This is a genomic window from Tolypothrix sp. VBCCA 56010 (assembly GCF_050875635.1).
Lineage (GTDB): Bacteria > Cyanobacteriota > Cyanobacteriia > Cyanobacteriales > Nostocaceae > Hassallia.
Genome location: NZ_JBPAOH010000033.1, coordinates 1 through 20,891 on the forward strand (window position 1 = coordinate 1; position 20,891 = coordinate 20,891).

General features: G+C 40.6%; 24 protein-coding genes and 1 pseudogene. 8 read left to right on the forward strand and 17 right to left on the reverse strand.

Annotation, left to right across the window (positions count from 1 at the left end; all coding sequences use genetic code 11):
* Window positions 1–887 (reverse strand): glycosyltransferase (locus AABK37_RS13750; protein ID WP_432552123.1); only part of this gene is annotated, 887 nt, incomplete at its 3' end.
* A gap of 116 nt (window positions 888–1,003) precedes the next feature.
* On the opposite strand from AABK37_RS13750, the gene shc reads away from it, so the two are divergent.
* Together shc and AABK37_RS13760 are read left to right on the forward strand one after the other, a co-directional pair.
* Window positions 1,004–2,905 (forward strand): squalene--hopene cyclase, encoded by a 1,902-nt coding sequence (shc, locus tag AABK37_RS13755; RefSeq protein WP_432552124.1) that lies wholly within the window; start codon window positions 1,004–1,006, stop codon window positions 2,903–2,905.
* Between the two features lie 80 nt (window positions 2,906–2,985).
* The gene (locus AABK37_RS13760) at window positions 2,986–3,795 is read left to right on the forward strand and encodes a prohibitin family protein (protein WP_432552125.1); all 810 of its coding nucleotides are present in this window, start codon (window positions 2,986–2,988) and stop codon (window positions 3,793–3,795) included.
* Here AABK37_RS13760 and AABK37_RS13765 read toward each other — a convergent pair.
* The 7 genes from AABK37_RS13765 to AABK37_RS13795 form a co-directional block, all read right to left on the reverse strand.
* The gene (locus AABK37_RS13765; RefSeq protein WP_432552126.1) at window positions 3,782–3,922 is read right to left on the reverse strand and encodes an alpha/beta hydrolase; all 141 of its coding nucleotides are present in this window, start codon (window positions 3,920–3,922) and stop codon (window positions 3,782–3,784) included. The genes AABK37_RS13760 and AABK37_RS13765 overlap by 14 nt on opposite strands.
* Before the next feature lie 53 nt (window positions 3,923–3,975).
* A complete protein-coding gene (locus AABK37_RS13770; RefSeq protein ID WP_432552127.1) occupies window positions 3,976–4,440 on the reverse strand; it encodes a hypothetical protein in 465 nt (154 codons plus the stop codon).
* A 509-nt stretch (window positions 4,441–4,949) separates the two neighbouring features.
* Window positions 4,950–5,132, reverse strand: a complete 183-nt coding sequence (locus tag AABK37_RS13775; RefSeq protein WP_432552128.1) for a hypothetical protein — start codon at window positions 5,130–5,132, stop codon at window positions 4,950–4,952.
* A gap of 419 nt (window positions 5,133–5,551) precedes the next feature.
* Window positions 5,552–6,088: a DUF1634 domain-containing protein gene (locus AABK37_RS13780; RefSeq protein ID WP_432552129.1), complete on the reverse strand. Its 537-nt coding sequence runs from the start codon at window positions 6,086–6,088 to the stop codon at window positions 5,552–5,554.
* A gap of 1 nt (window position 6,089) precedes the next feature.
* The gene (locus AABK37_RS13785) at window positions 6,090–6,926 is read right to left on the reverse strand and encodes a sulfite exporter TauE/SafE family protein (RefSeq protein ID WP_432552130.1); all 837 of its coding nucleotides are present in this window, start codon (window positions 6,924–6,926) and stop codon (window positions 6,090–6,092) included.
* A gap of 164 nt (window positions 6,927–7,090) precedes the next feature.
* Window positions 7,091–7,744 carry a cadmium resistance transporter gene (locus tag AABK37_RS13790; RefSeq protein WP_432552131.1) on the reverse strand — a complete coding sequence of 218 codons (654 nt, stop codon included), beginning with the start codon at window positions 7,742–7,744 and terminating at the stop codon, window positions 7,091–7,093.
* Between the two features lie 90 nt (window positions 7,745–7,834).
* Window positions 7,835–8,494, reverse strand: coding sequence for a cadmium resistance transporter (locus AABK37_RS13795; protein WP_432552132.1), 660 nt, complete (start codon window positions 8,492–8,494; stop codon window positions 7,835–7,837).
* Window positions 8,495–9,402: 908 nt separating this feature from the next.
* On the opposite strand from AABK37_RS13795, the gene AABK37_RS13800 reads away from it, so the two are divergent.
* Entirely contained in the window at window positions 9,403–10,062 is a 660-nt protein-coding gene (locus AABK37_RS13800; protein WP_432552133.1) for a hypothetical protein, read from the forward strand.
* Here the strand turns inward: AABK37_RS13800 and AABK37_RS13805 are convergent.
* Both AABK37_RS13805 and AABK37_RS13810 read right to left on the reverse strand, forming a co-directional pair.
* Window positions 10,049–10,225 (reverse strand): hypothetical protein, encoded by a 177-nt coding sequence (locus tag AABK37_RS13805; protein WP_432552134.1) that lies wholly within the window; start codon window positions 10,223–10,225, stop codon window positions 10,049–10,051. The genes AABK37_RS13800 and AABK37_RS13805 overlap by 14 nt on opposite strands.
* A gap of 19 nt (window positions 10,226–10,244) precedes the next feature.
* Entirely contained in the window at window positions 10,245–11,006 is a 762-nt protein-coding gene (locus tag AABK37_RS13810) for a phosphatase PAP2 family protein (protein WP_432552135.1), read from the reverse strand.
* 558 nt (window positions 11,007–11,564) lie between these two features.
* Between AABK37_RS13810 and AABK37_RS13815 the strand changes: the two genes are divergently transcribed.
* A complete protein-coding gene (locus AABK37_RS13815; protein ID WP_432552136.1) occupies window positions 11,565–12,362 on the forward strand; it encodes a sulfite exporter TauE/SafE family protein in 798 nt (265 codons plus the stop codon).
* Between the two features lie 194 nt (window positions 12,363–12,556).
* On the opposite strand, the gene AABK37_RS13820 is transcribed toward AABK37_RS13815, so the two are convergent.
* Window positions 12,557–13,219 (reverse strand): cadmium resistance transporter, encoded by a 663-nt coding sequence (locus AABK37_RS13820; RefSeq protein WP_432552137.1) that lies wholly within the window; start codon window positions 13,217–13,219, stop codon window positions 12,557–12,559.
* A gap of 85 nt (window positions 13,220–13,304) precedes the next feature.
* On the opposite strand from AABK37_RS13820, the gene AABK37_RS13825 reads away from it, so the two are divergent.
* Window positions 13,305–13,997, forward strand: a complete 693-nt coding sequence (locus tag AABK37_RS13825) for a cadmium resistance transporter (protein ID WP_432552138.1) — start codon at window positions 13,305–13,307, stop codon at window positions 13,995–13,997.
* A 423-nt stretch (window positions 13,998–14,420) separates the two neighbouring features.
* Here the strand turns inward: AABK37_RS13825 and AABK37_RS13830 are convergent, their stop codons facing one another.
* Window positions 14,421–14,876 carry an RrF2 family transcriptional regulator gene (locus AABK37_RS13830; RefSeq protein WP_432552139.1) on the reverse strand — a complete coding sequence of 152 codons (456 nt, stop codon included), beginning with the start codon at window positions 14,874–14,876 and terminating at the stop codon, window positions 14,421–14,423.
* Window positions 14,877–15,100: 224 nt separating this feature from the next.
* On the opposite strand from AABK37_RS13830, the gene cysE reads away from it, so the two are divergent.
* The gene (cysE, locus tag AABK37_RS13835; protein WP_432552140.1) at window positions 15,101–15,823 is read left to right on the forward strand and encodes a serine O-acetyltransferase; all 723 of its coding nucleotides are present in this window, start codon (window positions 15,101–15,103) and stop codon (window positions 15,821–15,823) included.
* Window positions 15,824–16,013: 190 nt separating this feature from the next.
* Here the strand turns inward: cysE and AABK37_RS13840 are convergent, their stop codons facing one another.
* A complete protein-coding gene (locus AABK37_RS13840) occupies window positions 16,014–17,024 on the reverse strand; it encodes a sulfate/molybdate ABC transporter ATP-binding protein (RefSeq protein WP_432552141.1) in 1,011 nt (336 codons plus the stop codon).
* Window positions 17,025–17,098: 74 nt separating this feature from the next.
* Here AABK37_RS13840 and AABK37_RS13845 point away from each other — a divergent pair, with 74 nt between their 5' ends.
* Window positions 17,099–17,686 (forward strand): Crp/Fnr family transcriptional regulator, encoded by a 588-nt coding sequence (locus tag AABK37_RS13845; RefSeq protein WP_432552142.1) that lies wholly within the window; start codon window positions 17,099–17,101, stop codon window positions 17,684–17,686.
* Between the two features lie 168 nt (window positions 17,687–17,854).
* On the opposite strand, the gene AABK37_RS13850 is transcribed toward AABK37_RS13845, so the two are convergent.
* Complete coding sequence (locus tag AABK37_RS13850) at window positions 17,855–18,343, reverse strand: solute carrier family 23 protein (protein ID WP_432552143.1); 489 nt, start codon at window positions 18,341–18,343, stop codon at window positions 17,855–17,857.
* Between the two features lie 342 nt (window positions 18,344–18,685).
* Here AABK37_RS13850 and AABK37_RS13855 point away from each other — a divergent pair.
* Window positions 18,686–19,463: pseudogene (locus tag AABK37_RS13855) on the forward strand (biotin/lipoyl-binding protein); the annotation flags it as partial.
* Between the two features lie 6 nt (window positions 19,464–19,469).
* Here AABK37_RS13855 and AABK37_RS13860 read toward each other — a convergent pair.
* The 3 genes from AABK37_RS13860 to AABK37_RS13870 all read right to left on the reverse strand — a co-directional run bounded on the left by AABK37_RS13860 (window position 19,470) and on the right by AABK37_RS13870 (window position 20,861).
* Window positions 19,470–19,805, reverse strand: coding sequence for an NIL domain-containing protein (locus tag AABK37_RS13860; protein WP_432552144.1), 336 nt, complete (start codon window positions 19,803–19,805; stop codon window positions 19,470–19,472).
* Between the two features lie 26 nt (window positions 19,806–19,831).
* Window positions 19,832–20,452: an NIL domain-containing protein gene (locus AABK37_RS13865; protein WP_432552145.1), complete on the reverse strand. Its 621-nt coding sequence runs from the start codon at window positions 20,450–20,452 to the stop codon at window positions 19,832–19,834.
* Window positions 20,453–20,516: 64 nt separating this feature from the next.
* The gene (locus AABK37_RS13870) at window positions 20,517–20,861 is read right to left on the reverse strand and encodes a hypothetical protein (RefSeq protein WP_432552146.1); all 345 of its coding nucleotides are present in this window, start codon (window positions 20,859–20,861) and stop codon (window positions 20,517–20,519) included.
* Between the last annotated feature and the right edge of the window lie 30 nt (window positions 20,862–20,891).

Sequence of the window (20,891 nt, forward strand, 5' to 3'; positions counted from 1 at the left end):
TCCAAGTCTCCTTGTCTCCAAGTCTCCTTGTCTCCAAGTCTCCTTGTCTCCAAGTCTCCTTGTCCCCCAAGTCTTCCTTGTCCCCCAAGTCCTTCTTGTCCTCCTTGTCTCCCCATCCCCCCCTCTCCCCCTCCCCCCCTCCTCCTCTTCACCGCAGAAGCAAGGGCACAATCATCAATTAAAGCGTGTCGTACAGCTTTAATTCCACCGATGCGATTTAAGGCTTCTCTACGAATTAGAATACAGCCTCCGGCGGCTGCGGCTGTTGTATTATTTGGATCGTTAACCCAGCGAAAGGGATAGATTTTTTGAAAGAAAAAGACAAAAGCCGGAATTAAAAGTTGTTCCCAAAGGCTTTTACAGCGAAGTCGCACCATTACCGAAACCAAATCTAAATTATCTTTTTCGGCTTTGGCAACGAGTCGGCGCAGGTTTGCTATATCATGCTCAATGTCTGCATCGGTTAGTAAATAATAGTCGGGTGTAAATTTTGAAGCTTTGTAAATGCCTTGTTCAATTGCCCATAGTTTACCAGTCCAACCGGGAGGTAGGGCTTGGGCGGAAATAATTTGTAATTGCTGCGATTTGTTTAAAGCGTATGCCACACCTTCAGCTATATCTGGAGTGCCGTCTGTGCTGTGGTCGTCTACGAGAAATATGGTGAACGAGCCGTGATAATCTTGGCGTAGAAGCGATCGCAAACTAACTGGTAGCAAATCAGCTTCGTTACGTGCCGGAATTACCGCACACACCGTCGGTAATGATTCTAGCATTGTTTCTCCTATCTCTAGTCGCTGGTCTGTTCGCCAAAACTGACCCCGCAAAGTTAATAATCCAATCCAAATTACCAAAGATAAGAGCATTACCCCGAATATAATTCCTTCCATAACCTCTTGCCAATTCACTGCCTCTGTGAGCAAAATACTATGTTTGCTGATTGTGTGCAAAGAACTTTTTTTTCCAATGCTGTGTCGGTAATATTGTTGAGATTGAGTAATATTACATGCAAACTCAAGATAGAATAACAGTCAATCAAGTAGCAGAAGCGATCGCCAAAAGCCAAAATCATCTTCTCTCGATTCAAAATCCCGCAGGTTATTGGTGGGCAGAGTTAGAATCTAATGTCACGATCACCGCTGAAGTTGTCCTTCTACATAAAATTTGGGGGACAGATTCGCAAAGACCTTTACACAAGGTCGAAACCTACCTGCGTTCTCAACAACGACAGCATGGTGGTTGGGAACTTTTTTATGGTGATGGCGGAGAACTCAGCACTTCGGTAGAGGCTTACATGGCGCTGAAGCTGCTAGGTGTACCAGCAAGCGATCCGGCAATGACAAAAGCGCGAGATTTTATTTTACAGCGAGGCGGCATCAGTAAAACTCGCATCTTTACGAAGTTTCATTTAGCACTGATTGGCTGCTACAACTGGCGGGGTCTTCCCTCGATTCCACCAGCAATTATGCTTCTGCCAGATGCTTTCCCATTTAATATCTATGAAATGTCGAGTTGGGCAAGGTCAAGCACTGTCCCTTTATTAATTGTCTTTGACGATAAGCCGATTTATCAAGTTGATGAAGCGATCGCTTTAAATGAGTTGTATGTTGAAGGTGCAGATATCCAATTTGAATTACCTCGTAATAACGATTGGACAGATTTATTCATCACCCTGGATAATGCTTTCAAGTTAGCAGAAAACTTGAATTTAATGCCTTTGCGGTCAGAAGGTATCAAAGCCGCAGAAAAATGGATTTTAGAAAGACAAGAAGCAACCGGTGATTGGGGCGGAATTATTCCGGCGATGCTAAACTCAATGTTAGCTTTGAAGTCGCTCAATTACGATGTTAACGATCCGATTGTCGTTAGAGGTTTGCAAGCACTTGATAATTTTGCGATTGAAACTGAAGATTGTTACCGAATACAACCTTGTGTTTCTCCAATTTGGGATACAGCTTGGGCAATTCGTGCTTTAATAGAATCTGGTTTTGCAGCAGATCATCCGGCGATAGTTAAAGCTGGAGAATTTCTGTTAGACAAGCAGATTTTGGATTATGGTGATTGGGCAGTTAAAAATCATCAAGGTAAACCGGGTGCTTGGGCATTTGAGTTTGACAATCGCTTTTATCCAGATGTAGACGACTCTGCGGTAGTTGTCATGGCGTTGCAGATAGCGAAACTACCGAATGAAAAATTAAAGCAGCAAGCGATCGCCCGCGCTATTAATTGGATTGCTTCGATGCAATGTCAAGCCGGTGGTTGGGCTGCATTCGATCTCAACAACAATCAAGATTGGCTTAATTTAGTGCCCTATGGTGACTTAAAAGCGATGATCGATCCAAACACCGCTGATGTTACCGCCAGAGTATTAGAAATGCTGGGCGAATGCAAACAGTCAATTGATACTCAAAGCTTTGAGAAAGCGATCGCGTATCTCATCAACGAACAAGAAATTGATGGTTCTTGGTTTGGTCGTTGGGGAGTAAACTACATTTATGGAACTAGTGGCGTACTTTCCGCTTTTGCTTTAGTTGCACCGCAGACTCACCAAAACAGTATCTCACGCGGTGCAACTTGGTTACTCAAATGTCAAAACCCCGATGGTGGTTGGGGTGAAACTTGCCGCAGTTACAACGACCCCAGTCTTAAAGGAAAAGGAAAGAGTACAGCATCCCAAACCGCTTGGGCAATAATAGGGTTGATAGCAGCAGGTGAGGCAACAGGGAAAATAGCGCTGCCCGCAATTGAAAAAGGAATTAACTACCTTTTAGCGACTCAACAATCAGATGGTACTTGGGACGAATCAGAATTTACAGGTACTGGCTTTCCCGGTCATTTTTACCTGAAATATCACCTTTATCAACAATACTTTCCTTTAATAGCTTTAGGGCGCTATCAGGCATTATAGGATTTTAATACGTTCGTAGTGAGCGGCTTGATCCGCTCATCTAAACACTCAATTCCCTATTGCCTATTTTCCAGATAACTATGAAAAAAATCAAAGCTTTTAACAGTGCTGGGAAACTCACAGCACTTTTATTCTTAATAACTATATTCCTCACCCCTTTTGTAATAATCAACGCTGGACAACGCGGCGTATTAATGCAATTTGGTCAAGTGCAAGACACAATACTAGGAGAAGGAATTCACACAATCATTCCTATAGTTAATACTGTCCAAAAATTGAGTGTTCGAGTCCAAAGCCAGGAAATTTCCGCAGAAGCATCCTCAAGAGATTTACAAGATGTCTTCACCGATGTAGCGCTCAACTGGCACATTATCCCAGAAGAAGTAAATGCCATTTTTCAACAAATTGGAGATGAAAAAAGTGTTATAGACCGCATTATAAATCCAGCGGTTGAAGAAGTACTCAAAGCCGTGATAGCAAAGTATACTGCTGAAGAAGTTATCACAAAAAGGGGGGAAGTGAAAGCAGGAGTTGACAATGCACTAACCACACGCTTAATTAATTATCATATTGCAGTTGATGATATTTCTCTAGTGCATATCCACTTTTCAGCACAATTTAGCCAAGCAGTGGAAGCAAAACAAATTGCCGAACAAGAAGCAAAACAGGCAGAATTTATAGCGCTGAAAGCATCAAAACAAGCTCAGGCAAATGTGAATCTTTCCAAAGGAGAGGCTGAAGCGAACAGTTTGCTGCGTGAAACTTTGACTCCAGAAGTACTGCAAAGACAAACAATCGAAAAATGGGATGGCAAGTTGCCATTAATTGTTGGTAAGGACGTTCCCAAATTGTTGAATTTGAGAGATTTGGTAGAAGCTAATCAAAAATGATGGGCATGGGGCATTGGGAATTGGTAATTGGGAATTGGTAATTGGGAATTGGTAATTGGGAATTGGTAATTGGTAATTGGTAATAGTGATGTGCGTTTTTTTCATTAGCCCATTCCCCATTCCCCATTACCTATTACCCATTACCTATTAGCCATTCCCCATTCCCCTAACAACTAACTCTTAACTATTAGAGAATAAAACGGGAGTATCAAGAATCTTAAACTGAATTAATAGGATAATCACTAGAGTAAAGACTGTTGAGGAAACTAAACCCGTGAATAACTCTTTTTTCAGGTTACGTTCTTTGGGTTCGTTTTGAAAAACATCTACAGACCCTAATTGCATTAAAATAATTCCGACAATGTTAGATAGCCAGTAGCCGATAATTGAACAAGGTATAAGTAACTTTGGGTAAAATAAACTACACATATACCCAAAACCATAAGCTATTGGCAGATTGAATAATAAATCATTCCACCAACATAATGGCGATAGTAAATATCCAAGCACTAGAAAGAATCCACCTCGGAGTTTTTTCCACATGTCTGGTTGGATGACGACGTGATTCGCGGTTTGTAATGATTCGTCAGAGGTGGTTTGTCTGGCTACGCTCAAATCCTGACTGACATTTTGGATATTTAACATGATAATGACTTAATTCCTATCGGCTTACCGTAGTTTATATAAAAACGCAGAAAAAGTCTACTCTACCAATAGAAAGATATCTATGCAGTTGACGGCGATGTCGGGACGACAACGCTTTGCGAACGCCACTATCAAAGGAATTCATCGTATTGGAAAAAGCAAAAATAGCGATCGCTTGTTACCAGTTGCCTTGGTATTACTGAATTTTAAGTATAATATATTACATATAGCCGCAAACGAAATTAAACATAAAATACTCTTTTGCTTCGTAGTGAGCGGTTTACCGCTCGTCGAGTCGGGATTTTAACGGCTTCAGCCGTTACTACTTAAGGAGCGTTTATTTATGCCTATCTACTTAATTAAGAAATATAATATGTTGTGCGATCGCCATCGGTCTGCTTACCCAAAATATTCCAACATCGAAACATTTCAAATCATTTTTTTACCTTTCCCCTTTTGAAAAATCCCTTTTCCCCTCCTTTGGTAAAAGCTATAATAAAAATGATGAATTAACTTAATAATATGACTAATTCTTCTTTAACTACTTTCTTTTTGATATTAGGAATAGTTTTCCTGACAATTTCTGTTATTGGGCAATCAAAATTGTTTTTTGCGGAAATTAATCCTGGTTGTTTTGGTCGATTTTTAGCTTTAATTATTGGTGTATTCAGCTTAATCTGTGCTGTTTTCATAGGAGTATTTCCCCTAGAAAGTGTTGATTTAGTCAAAAATTACTTAGCGCAGCAGCTTCAACAAAATATAAGCTCGATTAACCAACTTTTACTTGGGTCATAACACAATACAGTTCAGTTAGTAGTGTTCAGTTATCGAAGATCCCCCCAACCCACGCCACTTTGCTCAAGTCGAGCCAGCCGCTTGCGGGGGTTCCCCCCGTTGTGCGGACTGGCGTGGGAAACCCTTCCTGTGCAAGTGGCTCCCCTTATGAAGGGGGGCTTAGTTCCCTCCTTTTTAAGGAGGGTTAGGGAGGATCAAGTCTTAACACCAAGCGTATTCGGTCATAACAAGAGCGAATGTGAAATAATAATATATTAATTGGGGTGCGTTAGCAAAACACAACGCACCCCTTAACTGAAAACCTATGTAATTAGTATTAGTAATAAGCACCTATGAGGCTGTAAGTCAGAGCCGCTAATACGAACAAATTCACAAAAATGTAAATCAAATCACGCTGGCGAACAAAAGCCAAAAGGGAAACTATCACCCGAACTATGGGAGTAGCAATTAATAGCAGCAATCCTAGTTGAATAATCCCACGGCTGCTACCTGAAAAAACAGCTTCTACCACACTTGTAGGAGAGCGAAATTTAGATGGGGTTCCGCGAAAAAAGTGATATTCAGCAGGTTCAGCACCGTGGCGAATTAAATACAAAATACCGCCGAGCAAAACTACAGCACTAGCAATAAGAACGCCATATTTGAGAAGATTGCTAAGTAGATTTTCTAATTGCTGCTCGCTTGATGTTTTCGTGATGCTATTACTATCAATATCACGAGTTATTTTGTTAGCGCGTTGTGTTAACTCTTGAATATCAGAATCTGGTTCTGACTGCAAAGGTAGTGCAACTACTTCAATTTTTGGCTGTACCGATGATTTCCACTCCCAAGCCGACGAATTAAATTTATACATTTTACAGCCCCCCTAATAGACTGTTGTAGACCATCTTCAAAGCCATTACCACCAGCACAAGGCTGAAGATAATTCGCAAAATCTGCGTTTTAGCACCTACTAGAACTCTTGCACCCAAAAAAGCACCAGGAAGTACCCCCAACATCACCGGCATTGACAATCCTGGATCGATGTAACCCCGTGCTAGGTAAACCCCTGCTGATGCAGCTGCTGTCACACCGATCATAAAATTGCTGGTAGTGGTCGAAACTTTGAAGGGTAGACGCATAGCTTGATCCATCGCTAATACTTTGAATCCTCCTGAACCAATGCCAAGTAAACCAGAAAGCACTCCAGCTACTAACATGACGCTAAACCCAGCTGGCACAGATTGAACTTGATAAGACATCAATCCATCAGGAGTTGGGTAAGTACCATTGAGTTTTAGATAGTTTGCCAGAAAGTCAGTTGACTCAGTTTCGAGATTTTCTGGTCTAGGTTGTTGTGAAAGGTATGCTGAATAAATTAAAACGATGGCTAACACAATCGTCAGCGCTTTGATAGAAATAAAACTAGCAATTAAAGCACCAACTATCGCGCCAATTGTTGTTGCCACCTCCAGAAACATTCCCAAGCGTAAATTGGTATAGCCTTTTTTTATATAAGTACATGCCGCACCGGAAGAAGTGGCAATTACAGACACCAATGAAGCACCAACGGCGTAGCGGATATCAACGCCAAACATTGAAGTTAATAAAGGAACAATTACTACTCCACCCCCTAACCCAGTCAGCGCACCGAGAAAACCAGCGCTAAATGACCCTATCCAAACTAGTAAAGAAAATTCTAGGATATTCAATTTTTCTTTTCCTCTGTTTTGAAATGTATATAACAAGACCGAGATAATTTTTTATGCTTTCTTTAAATTTAAATCGCAGGCGGGTGAAGGCAAAGTATTATTGGGCACAAAAAATGATTTTTTTGTCACTTTCTGCGCCAGCCGATGATTTTTGTGGGCAATAATCACAAAGAAAGCGAGATTTCGCCATCAAATAAGTTTAATAGAGTCAACGTGCCACTATCTATTACTATAAAAGCACCTAACCCGATTAGCACAAAAGGCATAAACTTATTGCCGTAGCCAGTTAGAACAAGAGCGATCGCTTTGTTGTGGGTTAATTTATATGCTGCATAACACAACACTCCTACCAACACAAAGAATACCCCTAAAATTACCAGTAGACTCTCCCAAGTACTGCTAGCAAACAAAGGCAAATAGATGCTAATGTTGTCAGTACCATTAGCAACCGTGACGGCTGCCACACTGTAAACTTGGAGATTGATTAACTTGGCAAGAATCGAGTTGTTATGCGCTGTTTCTCCCTCGTTTTCTTCTGATGCATCTTCAAAATTGAGCAAGCATTTGATACCGATTAGTATTGGCAGTAAGCCAAATAATCCAATCAAAGGACGCGGTACAATTAAACCGCCAAAGAAACCGGGAATACTCAGGATTATTAGTGTTGTAAAGCCTATATACTGACCTGCAACGATATGCCAACGACAAAACGTAGCATTCACTTGTGAAAAAAACAGCGTCAGGAGAACCATATCATCGATGTTGGTGGCACTAAAGGCTGTTACCCCTGTAAAGAGTGCAGTAACTAACTCGCTCATATTAATTTTGGATACGTGAATTTTGTGGATCGTCAGCGCCGGTTTTCCCAGACGGATGCGTTTTCTGTGGAAAGTCAAAAGCTGGAAATTTTAAATTCCCAAACCAGGCACAAGTTGGTACGTTCCACTTTTAATTAGGATGGAGAGTCCCAAGTAGATTAATACAAACGGAAAGATTTTCCGACCGTAGCTCGCTACAACCGGAGCTGCCAGACGATTACGAGTCATGTGGTAAGACAGGAAGCACCACAGCCCAATAGTTAAATAGCAAACACACAGAATTAGACCCAAACTAGAAAGATTGCTACTGGCAAACAACGGTACGTAAATTCCTATGTTGTTTGCTCCATTTGCAATGGTAACAGCGGAAACGCGGTAAGTTTGGCGATCGCGTATAGTTGCCCATAATGATTGATTGCGACGCTGAGATTCATCATCACAGTTTAAAACTGACACAGTTTGCACCGATCCCTCTTCTTCTCGACTGATTAAATTACTGATACCAATCGCGATGGGAAGAAAACCTAACAATCCAATCCAAGCATCTGGAACAATTAAACCCCCGAAGAAACCAGGGAGACTAGCAAAAACTAATGCAGTGAATCCAAGAAATTCACCGATAACAATATGCTTGGGACGAAAGGTACGATTGACTTTTCCGAAAAAGGCAGTCAAGTATAAATTGTCGTCAAAGGTGGTTGCAAAAGCGGCAGAAATGCCAATAAATAAAGTACTAATTAGCCAACTCATGATCGTTACTCACAATGATTAAATGCTGTTTTTCCTAATTTTTCTCTGCTTCTCGATATGAGGCTCGCTCAGAGGCAGTGCGACTGGCAAACTGGGTCATGTTGATACTGACAAAAAATAGCCCAATTAAACCAACCAGAAAACTTAGCCAGATGCCGTTGACAAATATAGGCAACGATTAAGCCGATGTTTGATGCTCTTGTTTGTCGTGGGTGCAATAACAGTGAAAGATTGAGCTAGGACTTCTGGTAAATATTGGTAATTCAGCTTTAATCCGTGAGCACTTGGTAGATGCAATTTTATTTTCATTTTCCAAAGTTTATTGTGATGAATGACGCATGTATTGATAGGTTTACATGCAATTCATAGATAGAACCAAGGCATAATCTTCCTTCTATTCCATTTCTTATAAATCTATTTAATTTGTATTAAAATTATTTGTATTTATAAACACACATTGATTATACATGATGTTTTTTAAATAATCAAGTATTAGTAAAAGACATATTTTAAGTTTTCCTGATAAAAGTTAATTACCCCTAAGTTCATCGGAATACTGCCTATCAAATGTCAGTCATGAAATAATTATTTAATATTGGCTAAAGTCATAAAAAATACAATTTTATATAAGTATGAATTAGGTAATTTAAATTAATTGAACTCATAAAAGCGCCTTAATTCAACGTTGAGAAGCGATTTTAGCTAGTAAGCATGACTGTAAGAGAGCAGTAGAAAAGTAAATTATTTTGCTAAACTTGCGAAAATCAAGCTCAAATGGTAAGGTGAAACATGAATTGTTAAGTAGCAAACAAGCGTTGTTTACAAAAATTAGCTTTTGATAGCCTCCATAATGTCGAGAATTATGTAGAATCAAAAGCTGTAATTTATAGAATTAGGGGCAAAGAATCATGAAAAATTTCAAATACATTTTGATGATGGCGCTATTGCTAGTAAATCTAGTATTTGCTCCACCTTCATTCGCAGATGCGCCAAGTTTTACCAAAAATCCTGACTACATCGCACTAACTAAAGAGATTAAGAACTTGCAGACTCTTAAAGAAGCACATGCGGGTGTAGAAAATTTCACAAATGAGGAAATTGATAAGAAACTCAATGAATTAGAGTTTCAAAAATATGCTTTTGAGTCAGGCATTAACTGGGGGCAATGTCGTAATGAGACAGGTAAGACTATAGCTGTCTATGGACCAGATCCAAATCTGGACGATGACGATGATGAATACTCGTTGGGTGCTTCACTGTATTTTTTGGCTGATGGTAAGACAACAAAAGATAAATGGGATTGCAAAGGAGTTTTTCTCCCCAACGATATCAAAGCTGTTGCCCTCACTCCTGGTGGACAAAATCAAGACTTGACTGGTGGTGTTGTCATCAAGGTTCCCAATGGAACTAACTTAGTATTGAAGACAAATGCAGATACTGGGGCAATTGAATTCAATCAAGCTGGTATTCAAGTCTTGAAACCAGGTGAAGTAAACTGGTTTATCCCGAATGTGTCCCAAGCGATTGTAAATGCACGAGTGACCAATGCACCTACTAATAAGGGTTGAGGGATAAGGGATAGTGGGGCATTGGGCAATGGGCAATGGGCAATGGGCAATGGGCAATGGGCATTGGGCAATGGGCAATGGGCATTGGTAATTGTCTCCCTTGTCTCCCTTGTCCCCCTTGTCCCCCTGCCCCATGCCCCATGCCCCATGCCCCATGCCCCATGCCCCATGCCCTACTATCCCTATAACTGTGTTTCTTCCGGAAGTAATGAGGTTTCCTCTACTGGTGGTTCATTTACATCGCTTGCTTTGGTCAAATGCGGTTTGATAATCAGATTTACCCCAATTGCCCAGGCTAATGCAACCATCCATCCTGCAAGAATATCACTAGGAAAGTGAACGCCAAGGTAAAGTCGCGTCCAGCCGATCGCAACGACGAATAAACTACCGAAAAGCAAAACTAACCAACGCGAGTAGCTATTCCAAGCCAAAACTACCAAAACTGCTATTAGTGTCATACTCGTCATTGCATGACCGCTAGGAAAGGCATAACTGAGTTCATGAGCGCTTGATTCCCACAAGTCAGGACGCACTCTATGCATGAATTCCTTAGCTGTGCGGTTGATGAACGCGCTTCCCAATGCGGTGATGAGTACATAAGCTAGCGATCGCCAACGCTTCAACAACAATAACACCAGTGCGATCGTACTAAAAATTGGTATTGCAGTCCAAAACGACCCAAACTTAGTTAGTGACAGTGCAAAAATATCTAACTGTGGCTGTGCTGTTTTGTGAATTGCTATCAATATCGGCACATCCCACGGAAACCCACCTTCATGTTGCCATACTTCTAAGGCAAGTAACCCAAAGATTTGCAAAGGTAAATAAACCCCGATAAATAAAATTAGCAGTTCACGCCAGCGAGCAATCAACAGTTTTTTGATAAAGCTCAAAGGCGATTTTTGTTGTTGGCGATCGCCTGTGACGTTTTCTAATTTTTCCATATTAAATATTCCCTTGGACTGAGGTAACAATTCGTAAGATGCGATCCAAGTCATCATGCTGCGCTTGGATTTTTTGCATGGTATTTGATTACATTAATTTTAAAACTATCTTCTAAATTTATACATAATGTAACACTTTATTCTCAACAAATAACTTAGTAATTTTTATTACTAAAAACCCACGGATATTTAGTTTCACACGATATTTCATCGATGTAATTGGGTAATCTACAACACAGTGGACTAGACGTTTGCTTATGATTATAATTAAAATACGGTAAGTCACTCGGCTTTTAGTGCTTAACATGTAAAATACTAGAAAAAGAAGAAAGCAGTTAAGTTTCGCAGGAGAAGCGTCCCATCGGCAGTTAAGACCTGCTCAACAAGGGAAAAGTGCGATCGCCCTGAAAAAACTCACTCTAACGGCTTTTTTCGTCAGGATCTTAAATCCTCAAAGCCTTCGCTAAATAACCTTTGTGTTTCTCATCCAATTAGAAACACGAAAATTTGTGCTGTCTGCATTACCACAGTTAAAAACCCCCCATTTTGGATAGGAGTATGGACTATTTATTACTACCACTGTTAAGCTTCGGCGTTGGCATCATCGTTGGTTTAACAGGAATTGGCGGAGCATCTCTCATCACCCCAATGTTGATTTTTGTATTCCAAGTTCCGCCTTCGGTGGCTGTTAGTTCTGATGTCGTGGCTGCCACACTAATGAAGATTGTTGGCAGTGTCAAGCACTATCAACAGAAAACCCTTGACATGCAAGTTGTCAAATGGCTGGCATTCGGAAGTGTCCCAGGATCGCTCTTTGGGGTGGGGATTTTGCATCTAATTAAGCGTAATGGTGGATCTAGCCTGGATTATATTCTGCTGCGCTTGCTTGGGGTGATGATTTTGTTAGTTACAGTCTTAGCACTCGTACAATTGCTACTTTTGACTTTTTTCCCCAAGTTTACGCTACCCGAACTGCCAAAGTTTGACTTAAAAACTAACTTAGGTCGTTTTATGACGATGACAATAGGAGCAGTTTTAGGCTGTTTGGTCGGTTTAAGTAGTGTTTCTTCCGGTTCAATGTTTGCACTGGTATTGATTGGCTTTTTCCGTCTTGATGCTCGTAAATTGGTGGGTACAGACATTTCACAAGCCGCAATTTTATTGTTTTTTACCTCCCTCGGACACCTCACTTTGGGAACAGTTAATTGGAGTCTGGTAATACCGATTTGGATAGGCTCAGTTCCAGGGGTATTACTAGGTGCTAAAATCTGTAAAATCGCGCCTCAACGCCCACTGCGGTTTATCATTTACACAATATTGATGATGGTTAGTTGGAAGTTAGTTTATCAAGCGTAATGGATAGTGGATGGTGGATAGTGGATAGTGGGTAGTGGGTAGTGGATAGTGGATAGTGGATAGTGGATGGTGGATAGTGGATAGTGGTTATGAGTACTTTTTTACAACCAACAACCAACAACCAACAACTAACAACTAACAACTAACAACCAACAACCAACAACCAACAACCAACAACCAACAATCCAAAATGGTTAAGCTTTTACCCACGGTAATAAATTGAATGTACCTCTTTCATACATGATGAAAAGTCCCAAAGCAATTAAGACATAGGGGACAAGAATGTTACCGTAGCGAGTTAAAATATCAGCAATGGTAGGTTGAAGGGTTAATAGATAAGCAATAAAGCACCAAACCCCTACCATGACAAAAAAGACACTCAAAATTACTCCCAGACTGGCAAAATTATGACCAGCGAATAAGGGAATATAAATACTGATATTATCACCACCATTGGCAATCGTTACTGCCGCTACTTTATATGTATTAGGATGCAAAAGACTCAACACAAAAGATATTATGGGGTTTCTGTGTGAGGACTGCTTAAAATCACTGGTTACTGTCTGAACTTCTGTAGTTTCTTCTTCCGGACTTAGCAGTTGCTTAAGACCAATTACTATTGGTAGTATTCCGAGTAATCCAATTAATTCTCGCCGCACTACTAAGCCACCGAAAAATCCTGGTAAGCTAGCGATGATGATGGCGGCAAAACCAAGATATTGACCAAAAAAGATATGTCGGCGACGAAAGTTAGCATTTATCTGTGAAAAAAATAGCAGCAGGATTATGATGTCATCGATATTAGTGGCAAAGAAGGCGATTATTCCTTCTATGAAAGCCGTCCCAAGCTTGTTCATGCTGGATTGTCGGAAATTATTATTTATATAGTAAATTAAACGAACCGCAAAGACGCGAAGAACGCGAAGAAAGAGTAAGAGAAGAATGAATGAGTTAGTTGCTGCATTTGGTACTGGGGTAACGGCGTTTACTGCTACTAATATTGATGATATTGTGATTTTGTTACTGTTTTTTTCGCAGGTTAATGCTAGTTTTCGCCGTCGTCATATTGTTGTTGGTCAGTATTTAGGTTTTACGGTGTTGGTAATTTTTAGTCTTCCCGGTTTGTTTGGGGGGTTGATTTTATCGCCACACTGGATTGGATTGCTAGGTTTGATGCCAATGGCAATCGGTATTAGTAGTTTGGTTAATTCTGAAGATGAATCGACTCAAGAGAAGGCGGAAATAGAAGAATTTGATGATTTAAATGTTACTAGTTTTTTTGCTCCCCAAACTTATAGTGTAGCGGCTGTGACTATTGCTAATGGTAGTGACAATATTAGTGTTTATGTGCCTTTGTTTGCTAACAGCGGTTTTGTCAGCTTCTTAATAATTATTATTATATTTTTTGCACTTTTAGCTGTTTGGTGCTATGTAGCAGATAAATTAACTCATCAGAGTACAATAGCTGAACTGATAACTCGCTATGGTAGTTATCTTGTGCCTTTTGTGCTGATGGGTTTAGGTGCTTTTATTGTCTTGAAAAGTGAGGCGTTAAGTCTAACTAAATTAATTCTTAGTTGTATGTGTTTGACTGTTTTGGTGAAAAAGGATGGGGATTCTGTTGACAAGGTATAAGGAAAAAGGAATAAGGAAAAAATTCAATCTCCATAAATAAATTTAGACATAAGTTGAAACAAAGCTAGTAGTGTGTCATCACAATTAGGCGATCGCACTTTCTAAATGCTTTGCCACAAAAATTGCTGCACATAAAGCTGCTAGAGTAGAAATTCTATAAGGGCAATCTTTCATATGTGGCTAAAGGACGACTAGCTGACACAGAGCGCGTCTTTGCTCATCGTATCAGGTATTGTTAGAATAAGATGGTAGCCCTGTGCCACCATAAAATAAAGCAATTCCGGTGTTACAGGAATAAGCTTGACGACAAGAAAGCGCTTTGCGCTTTGGATTGGGGAATCTTTTTCAACTGAACAAGCACGAGTCGGTTCGATTAACTCGCTCGTATATGAGCGCAATCTACATATGAGTATTCTTCAATTGCTAAATGTAATACATCGGACTCTGCTGTGTCCTTTGATTTCGTTCTTGACACATGTCTTGCAGTGTATAGCTTCTCAAAACTTCAATGGCAGCATTGTTAGCTTGTAGCCAAATGTCTTGCACCAGATTCTTTTCTAGAGTGGGAGGTTCTGAGCTTTCTTTCGGTTTGCGATCGCCTTCCACCAAAGTGACAATTTCCAGCAAGGTAATTTGCCAAGGTTCACGAACTAAAAGAAAGCCTCCCCTTGAACCGCGTTGACTCTTAACCACACCCGCACGTCGCAAGCTGGTCAGAATTTGCTCTAAATAGCGTTCTGGAATCGGTTGCTTGGCAACAATCTCGCTCATCGTCAGAGGAACTTTTTTGTCGTGATGGCTTGCCAGTTCTAAAAGTGCTAGCAAAGCATATTCGACTTTAGAAGACAGATCCAAAAGAGCGTAATTTGGGCTATTCAAGTCTCTACTCAATATACTACGGTTTTTCGATAGATTTGAGGTATATAGCAGCGATCTTAATTTTCCTCAAACTAACGGATGTGATAGCATCCCAATTATCACTAACTGAAATACCTCTAATCTATCGACATACCGTAGATTATCCATCATAATTCCTGTCTTGGGAATTAATTATTTAGGTTTTTGATTTTACTTCCCCGATCAACAAAGATCCAAACTTCCTTATGCTACTAACTGATTTGCGAACGATTTCTGAGCGCGATCCAGCTGCCCGTAACTGGCTGGAAGTGTTGTTTTGCTATCCCGGACTTCAAGCTATAGTGCTTCATCGACTCGCACATCGGCTGTATAAAACACAGATGCCGTTTATACCTCGGTTTATTTCCCATCTCAGTAGGTTTTTTACGGGAATTGAAATTCACCCAGGAGCAACGATTGGCAAAGGTGTTTTTATTGACCACGGTATGGGAGTAGTGATTGGCGAAACAGCGATTATCGGCGATAATGCCCTAATTTATCAAGGTGCCACCCTCGGCGGTACTGGCAAACAAAGCGGCAAGCGTCATCCCACTTTGGGTAATAATGTCGTTGTCGGCGCAGGGGCAAAGGTATTAGGCAACATTCAAATCGGCGATAATGTCCGCATCGGCGCGGGTTCGGTGGTGCTGCGAGATGTGCCCAGCAACACGACTGTAGTCGGAATTCCCGGACGTGTAACTCGTCAAGACAACACAAGTGTTAATGCTTTGGCTCATGATAAAGTCCGGGATGTGGAAGCTGAGGTTATACGCGCTTTATTTGAACGAGTCAAGTCTCTAGAGAAACAAGTTGTCCAGATGGAAACTGAATTACATATGTCCGTCATCCAAGATAACGGACAAACCGATAACAGTAAGTGTAATACAGATTCGGTAATTGAAGACTTTCTCGATGGTGCGGGAATTTAGCTTTGTTAGTGGTTGGTTGTTAGTGGTTGGTTGTTAGTGGTTGGTTGTTAGTCGATATTCTTTGAGCGCTACCCGCTAACCACTATCCACTACCCACTACCCACTACCCACTATCCACTACCCACTATCCGCTAACCACTATCCATTACCAACTATCCACTACCAACTATCCACTATCCACTAACTCTTTCTAAGCATAAGCCGGAAAAACTCTTGCTTGCTTGGGTTTAACGTAGACTCGCTGATTTTCTTTCAGTAAAAGTTGATTGAACTGTTCTCGGCTGAGGTGAGCATTTATCCTTTCCCCAGATTCTAGAATTAACTCAATGCGAATTTCCCAGCCAAGGTGAATTATGTTGTCAACTTTGGCTGGTGTTGCATCTTCGACTCTCTGGGGTTGAATGAGAATGTCATGAGGACGTAAGAATACGCGATCGCTCGCTGTCACAGAATAATTGCCTGTTTGAATACCAGCGTTACCGGGTAAGATATTCACTGGACCAATAAAGCTCATCACAAATGGTGTTGCTGGGTGGTCGTAAATCTCGGCTGGAGTGCCAACTTGCTCGACTCGACCTTTATTCATGACGACAATCTCATCAGCAACTTCCATTGCTTCTTCTTGGTCGTGGGTGACAAAGACTGTCGTTACATGCACATCTTCATGCAGATGTCGCAACCACATTCTTAAATCTTTGCGTACTTTCGCATCTAAAGCGCCAAAGGGTTCATCTAACAGCAGAATTTGCGGTTGAACTGCTAAAGCACGCGCTAAAGCTACTCTTTGCCGTTGTCCCCCAGATAATTGTGAGGGATAGCGATCGCCTAATCCACTCAACTGCACCAAATCTAAAAGTTCGTCTACTCGCACCTTTATCCGGTTTTTGGGAGCTTTGCGGAGTTCTAGGGCAAAAGCGATGTTCTGCCGCACTGTCAGATGCTTAAATAAGGCATAATGCTGAAATACAAAGCCAATATTACGCTCTTGCACCCGCTTGTGAGTAGCATTTTCACCAACTATCCATATTTCACCGGAACTAGGTGTCTCTAATCCAGCAATCATCCGCATTAAAGTTGATTTTCCTGAACCAGACGGACCCAAAAGCGCAACCAGAGAGCCAGTTTTAAACTCCAAACTTACAGAATCCACAGCATGGAAAGAACCATAGTGTTTGGAAACATTCTCAACCGCTATCCCCATAGGAAATCCTTCCAGAAATTGATATATTTTTAATACTACGGTTAATGTATCGAATAATAGGATTATTTGCAATAATGTCTTTATACTCTGCCCCGCCAAATTCTTTAAGTAAGAATACAGTTCAATCTTTTTCCCGTCGCTCTTTGTTGCCACAACAAACTCATACTCTGTGGAAAATTGAAACAGGGGTTGTACGAACATTTACTTATCTCGAAGACGGTACGAGCGTTACTCTGGGAGTGTGGGGATCGGGAGATATTGTTGGCAAAGCTTTGTCCAAAGTCGAACCTTATCAGATGGAGTGTCTCACCAAAGTGCAAGCGACAATCTTTGATTTGCAAGGATGGGATCAAATTGCAGACGTATTGCTAGCACACATCCACCAAGCTGAAGAATTGATGATTGTTCGTGGCTATAAAACAGTTGATATCATGCTTGTCAAGCTGTTGACATGGTTATCTAAAAGGTTTGGTCGTGAAGTTGAACAAGGACGTTTGATAGATATGCGTCTGACTCATGAAGACATTGCGGAACTATTGGGTTCAACTCGCGTGACAATTACTCGTATTCTCAGGCAATTAGAAGAGGAAGGCTTTATTCACCGTCTCAGTCTGCATCGAATTGTGCTGCGAGAAGAAGAAATTTGGCACTATGAGATTTAAGGTTACAGGGCAAACGCATCTAAATGTGGCACAAAATAAGTTGATTGAAGTTTAGTCCCGCGTTTTAGCGCTTTTACGAGTCGATTTGGGGTAAAGCCACCGTCTTTCAAGCGGGGGATATAAGCGAATGGCTGAATAAATTCAGCCTTAAAAATATATTCTCTGTTTTTAACTCTTTAATACGAATTGAAACACAGAGATAACTGCTAGAAAATATACAGGCATACTCACTTGATGAGCCAGTCCTTGAGAAACTTTAATCAAAGGGTAAATAATGAAACCAATTGCCAATGCCTCTGCAATTGAGTAAGTAAGGGGCATAGTTAGAAGAATTAAGAATGCAGCAATTGCTTCTGCTGGATCGTTCCAATTAATGTTTTGCACGCTACTTATCATCAAAAAACCCACCATAATCAATGCAGGAGCTGTTGCAAAAGTAGGCACTGCTGCAAATAAGGGAGTAAATAATACAGAAAGCAAAAATAGGACTGCTACGAGTTCGATAGCAGATGATGTTGGTTGACTGTCGTTGCCAGGTTTTGTGACGGTATCACCGACATTGCTAAGAACACTGCCACCTACCACTGCCATTAAATCTGCGTCATCCAATTCTTCAAAAAGGTTAGATTGGATACCAGCCATTTTGCTGTTAGACATAAATTCTCCTTAAATTTAAATTGTTTTTATTTACGTAGAGAAGCACCATTTGGTTAGTAATATTAATAACCACAAAATTACTTAAATAAATATATCTTTAGACATAGAATATTATCAGTATAAATACTACTATCTATGCCTTTTGGCATAAGTAGAGTACTGATCTAGTCGTGGCAATGGAGATTTTAGTCAGGTAATCTAGCAGGTCGATTGTGGCGTTTGCGGAGCGATCGCCACATACATAATGTGCTAATTTTGGGAATGATATATTTTTAGCAAAAAAACGTAAAATCAAGTAAATGTATTAATTCCTTAATTATTTGTTATTTATTAAGATTGACAATGTTTCACACCCATGATAAAAATTACTTCCCGGAATTGATAGTCAGGAGTTTCTGCCTCCTATTAGTCCTTGGACATCATTAATCGGCATATTTCTGGTTGGGACTGTTTGTAGTGCGATCGCTCTTTCTTCTTGGGTGAAATACAACGTCATAGTCAAAGCTGCTGGGACTGTGCGTCCTACAGGAGATGTCCGGGTAGTGCAAGCGGATATGGAAGGAAGCGTTAAAAATATCTTTGTTAAAGAAAATCAGAATGTCAAAAAAGACGATGCGATCGCTATCTTGGATGATGAGCAACTACGCATCAAAAAAAGCCAATTGCAAGGCAATATCCAACAAGGTATATTGCAACTAATTCAAATTAATGCCCAAATCAAAACTTTAGATACTCAGATTAAGGCTGAATCTACAGTGATAGAACGCTCAGTTTCTGCTGCTACAGCCGATTTAGAACGCAACCAACGCGAATATCAAGAGCGAACAAGTACAACTAATAACGAATTGCTAGCAGCTCAAGCAGACTTACAAAAAGCCAATTTAGATTTGCAAAAAGCCAAAGCAGATTTAGAATTTGCTCGGGTAGATCGCGATCGCTACCAGCAGATGGGAGCAACTTGGGGCAATTGGTAAGCGTGAATTTGAGCAGAAAAAACTAATTGTTGTCCAGACACAATCAAGAAGGAGAAGCTGAAAAAAAATCTATTGAAATCGCTAAAGCGAAAGTTGCATCAGCCAAAGTCGCTCTTAATCCTAGTAAAGCAACAGTAGCGATCGCGCCTAAATCAGCAATACCAACCATCTCCATCAGCATTAGGCTTGCCTTTAATTGTCAAATTTAGAGATTCTAAGTAAGTCAGACCACTGCTAATCTGTGATGGTGTACCTTGAAGTTCTAAGTCAAAACATCCGTGTCTATCTGTATTTTCTCCTAACATTGCTTTAGTAATATTCACAACTAAATCATGAGCAGAAATTAATTGCGAAATCACAGGTTCTTGCTGATAGCATTGGGGAATATGCAAGCGCAAGCGAACTTTAGTAAGATTATTTTGCAAAACTGGCGAAATCAAAGATGGTCTGGTTAAAAGTGGAAGTTGATGTTTATTAAATTTATTCATTATTTACGAAACTTATTTATTTTGACTTAATTGCTATCAGGAATTGAAACTAACCAAAGCGGTAATTTTAATTTTTCTAAGTAACTTAGACTAGCGCTAAGTTGTTGCGGTCTACCCCACAAATCTAAGTCAAACCAACCATCATCTTGCATGTCGGGATTTAACAACGCACTGGTGATGTTGACTGTGAGCATATAATGAGAAACTAATTCGGAAATTATCGGTTTATGGTAATAGTTTTTCAAGATGCACAGTTGCAAACGCACTCGATTTGTTTGAGCGATCGCATTATATATTGGTTTTTGTTTCAACAAAGTTGATGCAGATTCCCTATTAGTTAAATTGCTTCCTTCGTTAGGGAAAGGCTGAGTGTTTCCTGATTTAATGTGATTGGCGATCGCTAATTGCAGCAAATCCACCCCCAATCCTTGTAAGTAAGATAGCGAATAAGCCAATTCTGGGGGATTGCCGGAAAGTTCTAGGTCAAACCAGCCATCTTCGTTACTGTCTGATGTCAGCGATGCTGCGGTAATATTGACGGTTAAATTATAGCGAGATACAAGCCGGGAAATTATCGGTTGTCTATTATACCGCTGGGGTATGCGAATCCGGCTGTGGACTGGAGCAGGTTTTTCAAAGTTGCACAAAAGACATTGCACTCCTTCACGATGATGAATTGCTTTTCTCGGTGATTATTAATCTACGCTAAATCTATCGATTTACAGTATTTACTACTGATGTAAAGGAATTTAGCACAAGAGCGACTAAAAAACAATGCCCCAATAGTGCTGAATATATAGTAAATGGCATGGGGCATGGTAAATTAGAAGTCACTACTGTTAAACTCCACGCTTGTTGGCATATAGCGGTTCTCAGTTGAGTCAGGTACACCAACAGACCTAACCCCCCAGCCCCCTTCCCGCTTGAGGGAAGGGGGAGTCCGGTTCCCTCCCCTTGCAGGGGAGGGGGGGTTTTGCGTAGCAAAACCGGGGAGAGGTCAGCGCGTACCTCACTCAACCCAAAAGCGCTATATAAATTACAACAAAAAATGCCCAAATGCCTTCCGTAAGGTTGCGGTACTCCGCA

Coding starts and splice junctions, on each gene's coding strand:
- shc (WP_432552124.1), top strand. CDS start 1,004: ATGCAAACTCAAGATAGAATAACAGTCAATCAAGTAGCAGAAGCGATC.
- AABK37_RS13760 (WP_432552125.1), top strand. CDS start 2,986: ATGAAAAAAATCAAAGCTTTTAACAGTGCTGGGAAACTCACAGCACTT.
- AABK37_RS13765 (WP_432552126.1), bottom strand. CDS start 3,922: ATGGGGAATGGGGAATGGGCTAATGAAAAAAACGCACATCACTATTAC.
- AABK37_RS13770 (WP_432552127.1), bottom strand. CDS start 4,440: ATGTTAAATATCCAAAATGTCAGTCAGGATTTGAGCGTAGCCAGACAA.
- AABK37_RS13775 (WP_432552128.1), bottom strand. CDS start 5,132: ATGAAAACAGCACAGATTAAGCTGAATACACCAATAATTAAAGCTAAA.
- AABK37_RS13780 (WP_432552129.1), bottom strand. CDS start 6,088: ATGTATAAATTTAATTCGTCGGCTTGGGAGTGGAAATCATCGGTACAG.
- AABK37_RS13790 (WP_432552131.1), bottom strand. CDS start 7,744: ATGAGCGAGTTAGTTACTGCACTCTTTACAGGGGTAACAGCCTTTAGT.
- AABK37_RS13795 (WP_432552132.1), bottom strand. CDS start 8,494: ATGAGTTGGCTAATTAGTACTTTATTTATTGGCATTTCTGCCGCTTTT.
- AABK37_RS13800 (WP_432552133.1), top strand. CDS start 9,403: ATGAAAAATTTCAAATACATTTTGATGATGGCGCTATTGCTAGTAAAT.
- AABK37_RS13805 (WP_432552134.1), bottom strand. CDS start 10,225: ATGGGGCATGGGGCATGGGGCATGGGGCATGGGGCAGGGGGACAAGGG.
- AABK37_RS13810 (WP_432552135.1), bottom strand. CDS start 11,006: ATGGAAAAATTAGAAAACGTCACAGGCGATCGCCAACAACAAAAATCG.
- AABK37_RS13815 (WP_432552136.1), top strand. CDS start 11,565: ATGGACTATTTATTACTACCACTGTTAAGCTTCGGCGTTGGCATCATC.
- AABK37_RS13820 (WP_432552137.1), bottom strand. CDS start 13,219: ATGAACAAGCTTGGGACGGCTTTCATAGAAGGAATAATCGCCTTCTTT.
- AABK37_RS13825 (WP_432552138.1), top strand. CDS start 13,305: ATGAATGAGTTAGTTGCTGCATTTGGTACTGGGGTAACGGCGTTTACT.
- cysE (WP_432552140.1), top strand. CDS start 15,101: ATGCTACTAACTGATTTGCGAACGATTTCTGAGCGCGATCCAGCTGCC.
- AABK37_RS13840 (WP_432552141.1), bottom strand. CDS start 17,024: ATGGGGATAGCGGTTGAGAATGTTTCCAAACACTATGGTTCTTTCCAT.
- AABK37_RS13845 (WP_432552142.1), top strand. CDS start 17,099: ATGTCTTTATACTCTGCCCCGCCAAATTCTTTAAGTAAGAATACAGTT.
- AABK37_RS13850 (WP_432552143.1), bottom strand. CDS start 18,343: ATGTCTAACAGCAAAATGGCTGGTATCCAATCTAACCTTTTTGAAGAA.
- AABK37_RS13860 (WP_432552144.1), bottom strand. CDS start 19,805: ATGAATAAATTTAATAAACATCAACTTCCACTTTTAACCAGACCATCT.